Origin of the sequence: Streptomyces griseoviridis (assembly GCF_005222485.1) — a bacterium.
GTDB lineage: Bacteria > Actinomycetota > Actinomycetes > Streptomycetales > Streptomycetaceae > Streptomyces > Streptomyces hintoniae.
The window spans coordinates 2,748,262-2,761,729 of record NZ_CP029078.1 but is presented as its reverse complement, the minus strand read 5'-3'; the positions used below and the strand labels follow the sequence as shown (position 1 = coordinate 2,761,729).

Below are 13,468 nucleotides of genomic sequence, written 5' to 3'. Positions count from 1 at the left end.
GCGGGTCAGAGCCAGCCGCGGGTGCGGGCCTCGCGCAGGGCCTCCGTGCGGTTGCGGGTGCCCGTCTTGCCGATCGCCGACGACAGGTAGTTGCGGACCGTCGACTCGGACAGCCGCAGCCGGACCGCGACGTCCGCGACCGTCGCGCCGTCCGCCGACGCGTCGAGCACGTCGCACTCGCGGGGCGTGAGGGGGTTCGGGCCCGCGCTGAGCGCGGCGGCGGCCAGCGCCGGGTCGATCACCGTCTCGCCGGTCAGGACCCTGCGGATCGCCGCGGCCAGCTCCTCCACCGGACCGTCCTTCACCAGGAACCCCGCGGCCCCTGCCTCCATGGCCCGGCGCAGATAGCCGGGGCGGCCGAAGGTGGTCAGGATCAGCACTCGGCAGTCCGGGACCTCCGCGCGCAGCAGCGCCGCCGCGTCGAGGCCGCTCATGCCGGGCAGTTCGATGTCCAGCAGGGCGACGTCGGGGCGGTGGGTGAGGGCGGTGTCCAGGATGGTGTCACCCCGGCCCAGTTGGGCCACGACCTCGATGTCGGGCTCCATGCCGAGCAGCAGGGCGAGCGCGCCCCGCATCATCCCCTGGTCCTCGGCGAGCAGGACCCGCACGTTCTTCGCCGGCCGACGGTCCCGGGGCATCTCGTTCACGCCACCAGGGTAGGCCGCGTTCGGCTCGTCGTACGCGGTTAAAGACTCGCCCTGGTTCGGTTCCGCGCGTCTTGACGGTCCTGCGGCACGGCCCAACAATCGCCACGGCGCCCGGAGTTCACCCGCTGCCTTTCCCGGGCGCCGCGCTCGGACATTCTCACGCACCTCGCTTCTCGGTGTTGTTCGGCATTTCGGTCGGAGTGTCGATTCGCATTGCTGAGTCGGAGTGCTGAGCCGGATTTCCGGTTCGGGTTTCCGGTTCGGGGTTCTGGTCCTGATTTCCGGTCCGGAGTTCAAGTCCGGAGTCCAAGGCCAGAGTTCGGGGTCGGAGTTCCGGTGGGTATTCGGGTCGGTGTCTCGGTCGGCGGACGGATTCGTCGGCCGCCGCCATTTCCGACGTTCCGACGTTCCGACGTTTCGCCTGTTTCGCATGTTCCGCGCGTCCGGCACGTCCGCGCGTTCCGCACGTATCGGCCTCTGGTCGAACGACGTCCGAGATACCGGACGTCGTGATCTGTCCCCGCACTGCCCCACCAGGAACGGAAGAGGTCCCCGTGCTCCTCAGACTCAGAACCGCCCTCCTGGCCGCGTTCTCGGCGCTGGTCACCGTCCTCGCGCTCGCCGTCGGCGTTCCCCAGGCGCAGGCCGCCTCCGCGCTGCCCTGCGATGTCTACGCCACCGCCGGCACCCCGTGCGTCGCCGCGCACAGCCTCGCCCGCGCGCTCTACGCCTCCTACGGCGGCCCCTTCTACCAGGTGCGGCGCGCCTCCGACAGCGCCACCACCGACGTCGGCCCGCTGGCCACCGGCGGATACGCCGACGCGGCCACCCAGGACTCCTTCTGCGCGGGCACCACCTGCGTCATCACCAAGATCTACGACCAGTCGACGCGCCACAACGACCTCACCGTCGAGGGCGCGGGCGGGGCGGGCGCCGCCGACGTGGGCGCCCCCGCGGACGCCCTGCCGGTCACCGCGGGCGGCCACCAGGTCTACGGCCTGGAGATCTCGGCGGGGATGGGCTACCGCGACAACTCCACCTCGGGCGTGGCCGTGGGCGGCGCCGCCGAGGGGATGTACATGGTCACCTCCGGAACCCACGTCAACGGCTCCTGCTGCTTCGACTACGGCAACGCCGAGACGAACAACAAGGACACAGGCAACGGCCACATGGACGCCATCAACTTCGGCACCGAGTGCTGGTTCTCGCCCTGCTACGGACAGGGACCGTGGGTCCAGGCCGACCTGGAGAACGGGCTGTTCCAGTCCGACTCCGGCTACAGCAAGAACACCGCGAACACCGGAACCGGCGCCCTGCCGTTCGTCACCGCGCTGCTGAAGAACAACGGGCAGAACTATTTCGCGCTGAAATACGGCAACGCCCAGTCGGGTTCCCTCACCACCACCTACTCCGGTGGTGAACCCGCCGTGAACGGCGGCGGATACAGCCCCATGCACCAGGAGGGCGCCATCGTCCTGGGCACCGGCGGCGACAACAGCAACGGCTCCATCGGCTCTTTCTTCGAGGGCGTCATGACCTCCGGCATCCCGACGGACGCGGCCGACGACGCCGTGCAGTCCAACATCGTCTCCGTCGGCTACGGCGGTGCCACCGGCGCCACGGGAACCCTGACGCCCGCCTCCGAGATCTCGCTGCGCGCCACCACCGCGTGCTGCTCCACCGACTACGTACGGCACCAGAACAACGCGGCGGCCATCTCCCCGATCACGTCAGCCAGTTCGGTGCTCGACAGGAACGACGCCACCTGGATCGTCCGTCGCGGTCTGGCCGGCGGCTCCTGCGTCTCCTTCGAGTCGCGCAACTACCCCGGCGACTTCCTGCGGCACTACAACTTCGCGCTGCTGCGCCAACCCATGGACGGGACCGCCCAGTTCAGAGCCGACGCGACGTTCTGCCCGACGGCGGGACGGAGCGGCACCGGCACCTCGTTCGCCTCCTACAACTATCCGACGCGCTATCTGCGCCACTACGACCTGGGCGTCTACATCGCGAGCGACGGCGGCTCCAACGCCTGGGACAGCGCGACGTCCTGGGCGGACGACGTGAGTTGGGCGGTCAGCGCGCCCTGGGCGCCGTAGCCGCTCCGGGTCCCGCTGCGGGTCCAGGTCCCGCTCCAGGTCCCGCTCCAGGTCCGGGGCCGGGTCCGGGAGTGTCGCCGCTCTCCAGCGGGAGTTCCGCGGTGACCGTGAAGCCGCCGCGCGGCGACGGGCCCGCCGTCAGGGAGCCGCCCGCCGCCGCGAGGCGCTCGGTCAGCCCCTTCAGACCGGTCCCGCCGTGCGCGGCGGGACCGCCAGCCGCGGCCGGTGCGGACGGCGCGCACGGTGCGGACGGTGCGGACGGCGCGGCCGGTTCCGGCGCCGGGCCCGAGCCGTTGTCCGTGACGGTGAGCCTGACCCGTTCGGCGCGGCCGGTCAGGGTGATCTCGCAGAGGCTCGCGCCGCTGTGCCTGACCACATTGGTGACGGCCTCCCGCACCACCCAGCCGAGCAGCGCCTCGGACTGCGGGGAGAGCGGCTCGCCCGAGCGGGTCACCACCGGCGCCACCCCGGCGGCGCGCAGCGCGGAACACGCCGACTCCAGCTCCGTCGCGAGGCTGCCCTCCCGGTACCCGGTGACGGCCTCCCGGATCTCGGTGAGCGCCTGCCGGCCCACCGACTCGATGTCGGTGATCTGCGCGAGGGCCGCGTCCAGATCGCGCGGGGCGAGCCGTCTGGCCGCCTCCGACTTCACCACGATCACCGACATCGTGTGCCCGAGCAGGTCGTGCAGATCGCGGGAGAACCGCAGCCGCTCCCTCTCCACCGCCTACCTGGCCAACTTCTCGCGGGCCGCGTGCAGTTCGCGGACGGCCTCGGAGAGGGAGAGGATCGCGGCCGTCACCATCGTCGAGAGGAACGTGCCGTAGGCGATGTTCACCGCGTCCCAGCCCGCCCGGTACGCCGACACCGCCGCCGCGAGCGCGGTCAGCGCGAGGCCGACCCGACCCAGGTGGGGGCCGCGCAGCACCGCGCCGGTGGCGAGGCCGAGCAGCGGGAAGAAGTACAGCCAGCTCCCGCCGTAGCCGATCGCCAGCCCGCAGGTGACCAGGCCCATCACCACCAGGCAGAGCCGCGTCGACAGCTTCTCGCGGCGCTCCCTGTCGAAGGCGCGGAAAGCCACCGAGACGTAGAGCGAGTTGAAGACCAGCAGACCGATGCCGCCGATCCACGGGTTCGGGGTCTGCCCCTGGAACAGGTTGGAGAAGGCGCCCATCCCCATCAACAGCCACGGCAGCAGCGAGAACGCGGTCGGCGGTGGCCCCGGGTCCTGGACCGGCTCCCCGGTGGCCCGCGCCCGCTTGCGCGCCGTGCGGAAGGCCCGCAGGTCGGCGCGCATGGCGGCCCGCCGTGCGGTCCGCTCCGCGCGCCCCCGGGCCAGCCGGTCGGTGAGTCCTCGCATCCTGGACATGTCCTCGCTCCGTTCGGACGGTCCCGAGGGACCGGCGGTGTGATCACCCTCGCACCGGGTGGCGGGCGACGGCCGTATCCGTCCGCCGAGCCGCTGTGTCGTACCGTCGACGCTACGGAACGGGACGCCGCGCACGGCAGATCCGCATGTACGGACTCCGCCGGGACAAATGTCACGGGTCCCGGGCCCAGGACACCGGGACCGTCACGGGTCCCGTGGTCCCGGCGCGCGGAGTGCCGTGTGTCGCGTGCCCCGGATGTGACGACCCCCGAACGGACCTGACGGGTCGTCAGTAGCCTTCACAAGTAGGGGACGCTCGGCTATACAGGGGGCGCCGGACTGGAACGCGTTCTAGGTCGGCCCGTGGCGACCTCGGTGCGACCGACGGTGCGGACGGCCGTGCCGAGGTCTTCAAGCGTCCGACCACCGCGACTGTCAGGAGCCGTATGCCCATCGACGCAGCAAAGGCCCTCGCCGCCGAACCCAGGACCGGCGAGATCACCTGGACCCGCAAGGACGTCCTGCTGTACCACCTCGGCCTCGGCGCCGGGACGCCCGCCACCGACCCCGGCGAGCTGCGCTACACCCTGGAGTCCCGGCTGCACGTCCTGCCGAGCTTCGCCACCGTCGCCGGCAGCGGATCACCCGGAGTGATCAGCGGCCTCTCCGTGCCAGGCGTCGACGTCGACCTCGCCCGCGTCCTGCACGGCGGGCAGAGCCTCACCCTGCACCGCCCGCTCCCGGCCGAGGGCACCGCCACCGCCACCGGCGGGATCGCCGCCGTCTACGACAAGGGCAAGGCGGCCGTCCTCGTCATGCGCACCGAAGTCAGTGACGGGCAGGGCCCGTTGTGGACCAACGACGCCCAGATCTTCGTTCGCGGCGAGGGCGGCTGGGGCGGCGACCGCGGCCCCTCGACCCGCCTCGAACCGCCCACAGGACCACCCGACCGCACCCTGGAGCGCCGGGTTCGCGAGGACCAGGCGCTGCTCTACCGCCTGTCGGGCGACTGGAACCCGCTGCACGCCGACCCCGAGTTCGCCGCCCGTGCCGGCTTCGAACGCCCCATCCTGCACGGCCTGTGCACCTACGGCATGACGCTCAAGGCGGTCGTGGACACCCTGCTGGACGGCGACCCCGCCCGGGTGCGCCACTACACCGCCCGCTTCGCCGGCGTGGTCTTCCCCGGCGAGACGCTGCGGACGCGCATGTGGCGGCAAGGCGGCGGCTCGGTGCGGGTGGCGGTGAGCGCGGCGGACCGCGACGACGCGCCCGTCCTCGCCGACACCGTCGTCGAACACACCTGATCCGGCCGGACAACCGATGTGACGCAGTGCCCAGTTGATGTGCCCGAGTGAGCAGTTGATGTGACCCAGAAGGCAGTTGAGGGGAGCCGCAGCATGCGCGCAGCCGTACTGCACGAGATCGGCCAGGACAAGCTGGAGATCCTCGACGACGTCGAGGCGGTGGGCTTCGGGCCCGGCCGGGTGCGGATCAGGGTCCGGGCCACCGGCCTGTGCCACTCGGACCTGTCGGCGATGAGCGGGGTGCTGCCGCAGCCCGCGCCGTTCGTGCCCGGACACGAGGGAGCGGGCGAGGTCGTCGAAGTGGGCGAGCGGGTCAGCCACTTGAAGGCGGGGGACCGGGTCGTCGTCTGCTGGCTGCCCGCCTGCGGCGCCTGTCCCGCCTGCAAGCGCGGCCAGACCGAACTGTGCCTGGCCGGGTTCATGAACGCGGGCACCCCCAACTTCAAGCGGGCGGGCCAGGACGTCTTCGGCTTCGCCGGCACCGGCACGTTCACCGAGGAGGTCGTCGTCGACGCGGGCTGCGCGGTGCCCATCCCCGACGACGTGCCCTTCGACATCGCCGCCCTGATCGGCTGCGGGGTCACCACCGGGCTCGGTGCTGCCCTCAACACCGCTGACGTTCAGGCCGGTTCGTCGGTCGCGGTGATCGGCTGCGGGGGCGTCGGGATCTCCACGATCCAGGGGGCGCGGCTGCGGGGCGCCGCCGAGATCGTCGCCGTCGACCCGGTCGCGAGCCGCCGGGAGGCCGCGCTCCGGTTCGGCGCCACCCGGGCCGTCGCCCCCGACGGACTGCCCGACGCCAAGCAACAGGTCACCGCGGGCGAGGGGTTCGACTACGTCTTCGAGGTCGTCGGCCGCTCCGCCACCGCCCGCACCGCCTACGAGAACACCCGGCGCGGCGGCACCCTCGTCGTCGTCGGCGCCGGCGCCATGGACGACCACCTCCAACTCAACATGTTCGAGCTGTTCTTCGACGAGAAGCGCATCCTGCCGTCCATGTACGGCGGCGGCGACGTGCTGCGCTCCTACGAGCGGACCATCGCCCTGTGGCGGGCGGGACGCATCGACCTGGAGGGGCTGATCACCCACCGGGTCCCGCTGGCCGGCATCAACGAGGCGCTGGACCAGATGCGCACGGGAACGGCCCTGCGCACCTGCATCGAGATCTGACGGAGGTCCCTGTGTCGCTGCCACTGGAAGGGCGCTCCGCGATCGTCACGGGCGCCGGACGCGGGCTCGGCCGTGCCGAGGCGCTCGAACTCGCCCGGCTCGGCGCCCGTGTCGTCGTCAACGACTTCGGACAGTCGGGCCGTGACGGCTCGGGCGCCGCCTCCGGAGGGCCCGCCGAGGAGGTCGCCGCCGAGATCCGCGCGGCGGGCGGGCAGGCCCTCGCCCACACCGGGGACGTCGCCGACTTCGCGCGGGCCGAGGAGTTGGTGGGGGCGGCGGTCGAGGCGTTCGGCGGACTGGACATCCTGGTCAACAACGCAGGCATCCTGCGCGACCGGATGGTCTTCTCGATGTCCGAGGACGAGTGGGACTCGGTGATCAGGGTCCACCTCAAAGGCCACTTCAACACGACCCGCTTCGCCGCCGCGCACTGGCGTGAGCAGTCCAAGAAGTCGGGTGCCCCGGTCTACGGGCGGATCGTGAACACCGCGTCGGAGGCGTTCCTGGCCGGTTCGGCGGGACAGCCCAACTACGCGGCGGCGAAAGGCGGGATCGTCGGCCTGACCACCTCGACGGCGCTCGCCCTCGCCAAGTACGGGGTCACCGCCAACGTCATCTGCCCGCGCGCCCGCACCCGGATGACCGAGGACGTCTTCGCCGGGTTCGGCGCCCCCGACGACGAGCCCGACCCGCTCGCGGTCGAGCATGTCGCCCCCCTCGTCGGCTACTTGGCCGGGCCGGCCGCCGCGCGGATCAACGGACAGCTCATCGTCGTCCACGGCGGGATGGTCGCGATCGTCGAACGGCCGCGGGTGGTGGCCAAGTTCGACAGCGCGCGGGACACCTTCGACTACGACGAGCTGGACGCGCTCCTCACCCCGCACTACGCGGACCGCCCGGAGGGCGAGACGTTCGCGGCGGCGGAGGTGCTGGGGCTGAAGCGGGGCTGAGGCGGGGCTGAGGCCAACGGGAAGGGGGCGGCCCGCCGTTCGGCGGACCGCCCCCTTCGCCTGCGCGCTGCTCAGGCCGCTGCCGCCCCGGCAGGCTCCGGCTTGCGGTGCCGGCCGTTGGGGGTCGCGCGGACCTCCTGGGCCGAGACCTCACCGCGGTGCCTGCCGTGACCGACGTCCTGCTGGACGTCGTCGGACGGCGTCTTGGTCGTGCTGGAGTCGCTCATCGAAAGAATTCACCCCGTAAACATGATCTTTTTCTCACAGCCGAGCGATTTTAACCGGCCGCCCACCCGTCGTATCCAGCCGCCCGCGCCGACCGGCACTATTTCGTTACAAGCCGTCCCAACGGGGCTTCCCGCAGGGGGACGGGACGCGGGGTGATGGGGGGCGCGGGGGCCGCAGGGATCGTGGGGATCGGGGGAGCTGGTGTGGCCGGGGCTCCGGTGGCGTCTGAGGCTGCGGGGGTGTCCGACGCTTCGGCGGGGGAGGGGACTCCTGTGGTGCGTGTGGTGCCTGTGATGCACGTGGTGCCTGTGGTGCACGTGGCTACCGTGATGCTTGTCGCTCCCGTCGCTCCCGTCGCTCCCGTGGCGCTCGTCGCCGTCGTCGTCGTTGCCGTCGTGGCTTCCGTGGCTCCTGACGTCTCCGCCGGGGTCCACGGTGCCGTCACCCGGGCCACCCCGCAGGGCATCTCGCCCGTCGTGTAGGGCAGTTGGAGCACGCCGTCCCTCGACCACAGTCCCGTGCCCGCCAACCACCCCGCAGGGGCCGGGAAATGGTGGATCTGCCGTCGGTCGGGCCGCCAGACCCCGACCCAGTCGCCCATCGGTCCCGCCACCCTTACCGCCACCGCGCAGCTCTCCGGCGTCAGTACCTGACCCGGCTGGATCGCGAACGGCGTCAGCGCGCAGTCCGGCAGCCGCAGGCTCTCCGGGAACCGCACCGGCAGGGTGCTGCCCAACACCCCCCAGCCCAAACGCCGTTCGCCGGGGGAGGGTGCGTCGGAGCGGATCAGCAGCAGCCCGCTGTCCGGGTCGGCCAGCAGCAGCCGGTCGTCGCTCTCGGCGGAGATCTGGAGGAGGGGCGTCACCTCGCCGCCTCGCTCCAGGTCCACCACCACCGTCTTGGTCCGCCCGCCGACCTCGCGGTCGAGGGCGAGCAGCCGCCCGACGCGGTCGAGCCAGACGCCGCCCGAGCAGCGGCCCGGGATCTCCGCCAGGTGCTCGGGGCCGAAGGCGCCGCCCGCCACCAGCCACACCGTGCTCGACCGGCGGCCGACGGCGAGGGCGTACGCCTTCTCACCGCAGGGCGCGGGCGGCAGCAGCCGCAGCCGGGCGCCGCCGTCCGGGCACTCGACGGCGCCGATCAGCAGCTCGCCGGTGGCGGGCCCGGTCGGATACAGCAGCGAGAAGACGTGGCGTCCCGCGGTCGGGCGGCGGATCAGCACCCTGCCGTCGCGCATCGGCTGCACCTCGGTGCCGGGCTCCTCGGGCTGGTTGCCGGGCAGCGGCACGGCGTACGGCTCCGGGCCGTCCAGCGTCCAGCGCTCGGGGAACCAGCAGTCGCCGTGCGGGGCGAGACGGGCGGCGTAGGCGCCGTCAGCGGTGATGACGCATGACGACGGGGCGGCGGCGGGGATGGGAGTGGGGGTGGTGGCGGGGATGGGAGTGGGGCGGCCCGAGGTGATGGCGCCGTCGGCGGTGGAGGCGCTGTCCGCGCCGCTCGCGCGGTCGGCCGACGGAGAGCCGCCCACCGTCGCAGAGCCGCTCCCCGCCCCGGAACCGCCCACCGTCGCAGAGCCACCTCCCGCCGCGGAACCGCCCTCCGCCCCGGAACCGCTTCCCGCCCCAGAACCGCCCTCCGCCCCAGAACCGTCCCCGGGCGCGGAGCCGCTCTCCCGGGTCGTTCCGGACTCGATCGCACAGGCTGTCATCGTCTGGTCACCTCCGGCCACGAAGCTAGTTTTCGCACGCACGGGCGGGGGAACCCCGAGCCGACCTTCACACATACGGGTGGCACAGGAACGATTCGCCAGAGGTACCGGAGGCGTGTGTGCTGACCGGCGCCTCCGGCCGGACCCGGCCCCCCGCACCGGTTCAGCCGCGCGGATCAGGCAGGTAGCCTTTTCCCGTGCCCCGTCTGTCTGAAGTCATCGCCGCGCTGGAGAACCTGTGGCCCGCCGAGCGGGCCGAGTCCTGGGACGCGGTCGGCACGGTCGCGGGCGACCCCGACCAGGAGGTCTCCCGGGTCCTGTTCGCCGTCGACCCGGTCCAGGAGATCGTCGACGAGGCCGTGAAGCTCGGCGCCGACCTGCTGATCACCCACCACCCGCTCTATCTGCGCGGGACGACGACGGTCGCGGCCCACACCTTCAAGGGCCGCGTCGTGCACACCCTGATCAAGCACGACATCGCCCTGCACGTCGCCCACACCAACGCGGACACCGCCGACCCCGGCGTCTCGGACGCGCTGGCCGGCGCCCTCGGACTGCGCGTCGTGCGCCCCCTGGTGCCGGACCCGACCGACCCGGAGGGCCGCCGCGGCCTGGGCCGCGTCTGCGAGCTCGACCACCCCGTCACCGTCGCCGAGCTGGCCGCGCGCGCCGCCGCCCGGCTGCCCGCCACCGCGCACGGCATCCGGGTCGCGGGCGACGCCGAGGCGACCGTCCGCACCGTCGCCGTCAGCGGCGGCTCGGGCGACAGCCTCTTCGACCACGTCCGCGCGGCGGGCGTCGACGCCTTCCTCACCGCCGACCTGCGCCACCACCCGGCGTCCGAGTTCCTCGCGGACCGCGCCCACCGACCTCTCGCGCTGCTCGACGCGGCGCACTGGGCCACCGAGTGGCCCTGGTGCGAGCTGGCGGCGACCCAGCTCGACGAGATCTCCGACCGCCACGGCTGGGACCTGCGGGTCCACGTCTCGCGGACGGTCACCGACCCCTGGACCAGCCACTCCCCTTCACCTGGAGCCCCCAACTGAACGCCGCGCCCGCCGACCAGATCCGCCTTCTCGACGTCCAGGCCCTCGACGTCCGCCTCCAGCAGCTCGCGCACCGGCGCCGGTCGCTGCCCGAGCACGCCGAGATCGAGTCGCTGACCAAGGACCACACGCAGCTGCGGGACCTCCTGGTCGCCGCGCAGACCGAGGAGAGCGACTGCTCCCGCGAGCAGACCAAGGCCGAACAGGACGTGGACCAGGTGCGCCAGCGCGCCGCCCGCGACCAGAAGCGCCTGGACACCGGGGCGGTCACCTCGCCCAAGGACCTGGAGAACCTCCAGCGCGAGATCACCTCCCTCGCCAAGCGCCAGGGCGACCTGGAGGACGTCGTCCTGGAGGTCATGGAGCGCCGTGAGTCCGCGCAGGAGCGGGTGGCCGAGCTGACCGAGCGGGTCGGCGCCGTCCAGGGCAAGATCGACGACGCGACGGCCCGCCGCGACGCCGCCTTCGAGGGCATCGACGGCGAGGTGGCGACCGCGACCAAGGAGCGCGAGGTCGTCTCCGCCACCATCCCGGACGACCTGCTGAAGCTGTACGACAAGCTGCGCGGGCAGCAGGGCGGCATCGGCGCGGCCAAGCTCTACCAGCGGACCTGCCAGGGCTGCCGCCAGGAGCTGGCGATCACCGACATCAACGAGATCCGCGCGGCCGCGCCCGACACCGTCGTGCGCTGCGAGAACTGCCGTCGCATCCTGGTCCGCACCTCCGAGTCCGGCCTGTAAGGGGCGTACGCCGTGCGGGAGTTCATCGTCGAGGCGGACGGCGGATCACGGGGCAACCCGGGGCCCGCCGGCTACGGCGCCGTGGTGATCGACGCGGCCACGGGGGAGACGGTGGCGGAGGCGAACGAGTCGATCGGCGTCGCCACGAACAACGTCGCCGAGTACCGGGGACTCCTGGCGGGCCTGCGCACCGCCCATTCCCTCGACCCGACCGCCACCGTGCACGTCCGGATGGACTCCAAGCTCGTCGTGGAGCAGATGTCGGGCCGCTGGAAGATCAAACACCCCGACATGAAGCCGCTGGCCCTGGAGGCGTCCCGGGTGTTCCCGGCGGACCGGGTGACGTACGAGTGGATCCCCCGCGAGCGAAACAAGCACGCGGACCGCTTGGCGAACGAGGCGATGGACGCGGCGGGGGCGGTGGACGCGGCGGGAGCGGTGGACGCGGCGAGGCCGGTGGACGCGGCGGGGGCTTCCGATAGGGCGAGTGCTTCCGATACGGCGGGGGCTTCCGATACGGCGGGCGCGGCGGATTCGGAGACGACGGCGGCTTCAGCGACGACGGCGGCTTCGACCAAGGCGTCAGCCGCGACCCCGAACCCGAACTCGACCGCGAACCCGAACTCGACCTCGCCCTCGACCTCACCCCCGACCTCGGATTCATCGTCGGCTGGGGTGTCCGGTGGGGCCGATTCCGGTGGCAGGGCCGGTGCTGATCGGCGGGCCGCGCGGGCCGTCGCCGCTCCCGGCTGGGCCCCCGCAGACCTGGGAGCGCCCGCCACGCTCGTACTGCTGCGGCACGGCGAGACCCCGCTCACTCCGCAGAAGCGATTCTCCGGGAGCGGCGGGAGCGACCCGTCGCTCTCCGACGTCGGACGGGAGCAGGCCCGCCGGGTCGCGGAGGCGCTGGCGCGACGCGGGACCGTGCAGGCGGTCGTGGCGTCACCGCTGGCCAGGACCAGGGAGACGGCCGGGATCGTCGCCGCCCGCCTCGGCCTCGACGTACACGTCGACGACGGTCTGCGCGAGACCGACTTCGGTGCCTGGGAGGGCCTCACCTTCGGCGAGGTCCGCGAACGGCACCCCGAGGACCTGAACGCCTGGCTCGCCGACCCCGCGGTCGAACCGACCGGCGGCGGGGAGAGCTTCGAGACGGCGGCGGTGCGGATCGCCGCCGCCAGGGACCGGTTGGTCGCCGCGTACGCGGGCCGCACGGTCCTGCTCGTCACCCATGTCACGCCCGTCAAGACGCTGATCCGACTGGCCCTCGGCGCCCCGCCCGAGGCCCTGTTCCGCATGGAACTGTCGGCCGCGTCGCTGTCCACGGTCGCCTACTACGCCGACGGCAACGCGAGTGTCCGCCTCTTCAACGACACCTCGCACCTGCGCTGACCGACCGGGCGTGGCCTGGCAACGCGCCGTTCCAGGGCGGGCGTTGCTCGGACGCGGTGTCCAACTGTCGTACGTCTCAGCCGTGTAGCCGTGTAGCCGTGTAGCCGTTCTGCCGTTCTGCCGTTCTGCCGTTCTGCCGTCCTGCCGCTCAGCCGTTCTGTCGGCCGAGCGCCGACGCCTCGCGGGCCAGGCTCTCGATCCGTTGCCAGTCGCCGGACGCCACCGCGTCCGCGGGCAGCATCCACGTGCCGCCCACACAGCCGACGTTGGGCAGCGCAAGGTACTCCGGAGCGTTCGCGGCGCCGATGCCGCCGGTCGGGCAGAAGCGCGCCTGCGGGAGCGGCCCGGCCAGCGACCGCAGATACGCGGTACCGCCTGCGGCCTGCGCCGGGAAGAACTTCATCTCCCGCACCCCGCGCTCCAGCAGCGCCACCACCTCCGAGGTGGTCGACACCCCCGGCAGGAACGGCACCCCGGACGCCCGCATCGCGTCGAGGAGCGTGTCCGTCCAGCCGGGGCTGACCAGGAACCGGGCCCCTGCGCCGACGGCCTCGGTCACTTGCGCGGGCGTGATCACCGTCCCGGCTCCGACGACCGCGTCAGGCACCGCGTCGGCGATGGCCCGGATCGCGGCCGGCGCGGCGGGCGTGCGCAGGGTCACCTCGATCGCGGGCAGCCCACCCGCGACCAGGGCCCGCGCGAGCGGCACGGCGTCGGCGGCGTCGTCGATCACGACGACGGGCATGACGGGCGCGAGCCCCAGGACGGAGGGGGCGGGGGATATGGGAGTGACCATGGCCGCCATCCTGCCG

The 13,468-nt window shown here is 72.8% G+C and carries 11 protein-coding genes and 1 pseudogene; 7 read left to right on the top strand and 5 right to left on the bottom strand.

Translation table 11 applies throughout. From position 1 onward, the window contains the following. Window positions 1-5 precede the first annotated feature (5 nt). Complete coding sequence (locus tag DDJ31_RS11330; protein WP_127182852.1) at window positions 6-638, bottom strand: response regulator transcription factor; 633 nt, start codon at window positions 636-638, stop codon at window positions 6-8. Between the two features lie 563 nt (window positions 639-1,201). On the opposite strand from DDJ31_RS11330, the gene DDJ31_RS11325 reads away from it, so the two are divergent. After that, window positions 1,202-2,746 carry an alpha-L-arabinofuranosidase B gene (locus DDJ31_RS11325; RefSeq protein WP_171480807.1) on the top strand — a complete coding sequence of 515 codons (1,545 nt, stop codon included), beginning with the start codon at window positions 1,202-1,204 and terminating at the stop codon, window positions 2,744-2,746. On the opposite strand, the pseudogene DDJ31_RS11320 reads toward DDJ31_RS11325, so the two are convergent. Continuing rightward, window positions 2,724-4,115, bottom strand: a pseudogene (locus tag DDJ31_RS11320) (sensor histidine kinase). The gene DDJ31_RS11325 and the pseudogene DDJ31_RS11320 sit on opposite strands and share 23 nt — an antisense overlap. 446 nt (window positions 4,116-4,561) lie before the next feature. Here DDJ31_RS11320 and DDJ31_RS11315 point away from each other — a divergent pair. The 3 genes from DDJ31_RS11315 to DDJ31_RS11305 all read left to right on the top strand — a co-directional run bounded on the left by DDJ31_RS11315 (window position 4,562) and on the right by DDJ31_RS11305 (window position 7,542). Next, window positions 4,562-5,422: a MaoC/PaaZ C-terminal domain-containing protein gene (locus DDJ31_RS11315; RefSeq protein ID WP_127180399.1), complete on the top strand. Its 861-nt coding sequence runs from the start codon at window positions 4,562-4,564 to the stop codon at window positions 5,420-5,422. 93 nt (window positions 5,423-5,515) lie between these two features. Further along, a complete protein-coding gene (locus tag DDJ31_RS11310; protein WP_127180400.1) occupies window positions 5,516-6,592 on the top strand; it encodes a Zn-dependent alcohol dehydrogenase in 1,077 nt (358 codons plus the stop codon). Between the two features lie 11 nt (window positions 6,593-6,603). Then, window positions 6,604-7,542 carry a 3-oxoacyl-ACP reductase gene (locus DDJ31_RS11305; RefSeq protein ID WP_127180401.1) on the top strand — a complete coding sequence of 313 codons (939 nt, stop codon included), beginning with the start codon at window positions 6,604-6,606 and terminating at the stop codon, window positions 7,540-7,542. A 71-nt stretch (window positions 7,543-7,613) separates the two neighbouring features. Here DDJ31_RS11305 and DDJ31_RS11300 read toward each other — a convergent pair whose 3' ends face one another. Continuing rightward, window positions 7,614-7,769 carry a hypothetical protein gene (locus DDJ31_RS11300; RefSeq protein ID WP_164784997.1) on the bottom strand — a complete coding sequence of 52 codons (156 nt, stop codon included), beginning with the start codon at window positions 7,767-7,769 and terminating at the stop codon, window positions 7,614-7,616. A 98-nt stretch (window positions 7,770-7,867) separates the two neighbouring features. Continuing rightward, window positions 7,868-9,478 (bottom strand): hypothetical protein, encoded by a 1,611-nt coding sequence (locus tag DDJ31_RS11295; RefSeq protein ID WP_240678239.1) that lies wholly within the window; start codon window positions 9,476-9,478, stop codon window positions 7,868-7,870. A 197-nt stretch (window positions 9,479-9,675) separates the two neighbouring features. Between DDJ31_RS11295 and DDJ31_RS11290 the strand changes: the two genes are divergently transcribed. Genes DDJ31_RS11290 through DDJ31_RS11280 form a run of 3 tightly spaced genes read left to right on the top strand, consistent with a single transcriptional unit; the run spans window position 9,676 to window position 12,656 of the window. Then, the gene (locus DDJ31_RS11290; RefSeq protein WP_127180402.1) at window positions 9,676-10,524 is read left to right on the top strand and encodes a Nif3-like dinuclear metal center hexameric protein; all 849 of its coding nucleotides are present in this window, start codon (window positions 9,676-9,678) and stop codon (window positions 10,522-10,524) included. Further along, window positions 10,521-11,264 carry a zinc ribbon domain-containing protein gene (locus DDJ31_RS11285; RefSeq protein ID WP_206280829.1) on the top strand — a complete coding sequence of 248 codons (744 nt, stop codon included), beginning with the start codon at window positions 10,521-10,523 and terminating at the stop codon, window positions 11,262-11,264. The genes DDJ31_RS11290 and DDJ31_RS11285 overlap by 4 nt, the downstream gene beginning before the upstream one ends. Window positions 11,265-11,276: 12 nt before the next feature. Next, window positions 11,277-12,656, top strand: coding sequence for a bifunctional RNase H/acid phosphatase (locus DDJ31_RS11280; RefSeq protein WP_127180403.1), 1,380 nt, complete (start codon window positions 11,277-11,279; stop codon window positions 12,654-12,656). 148 nt (window positions 12,657-12,804) lie between these two features. On the opposite strand, the gene eda is transcribed toward DDJ31_RS11280, so the two are convergent. Further along, window positions 12,805-13,452 carry a bifunctional 4-hydroxy-2-oxoglutarate aldolase/2-dehydro-3-deoxy-phosphogluconate aldolase gene (gene eda / locus DDJ31_RS11275; RefSeq protein ID WP_127180404.1) on the bottom strand — a complete coding sequence of 216 codons (648 nt, stop codon included), beginning with the start codon at window positions 13,450-13,452 and terminating at the stop codon, window positions 12,805-12,807. Window positions 13,453-13,468 lie beyond the last annotated feature (16 nt).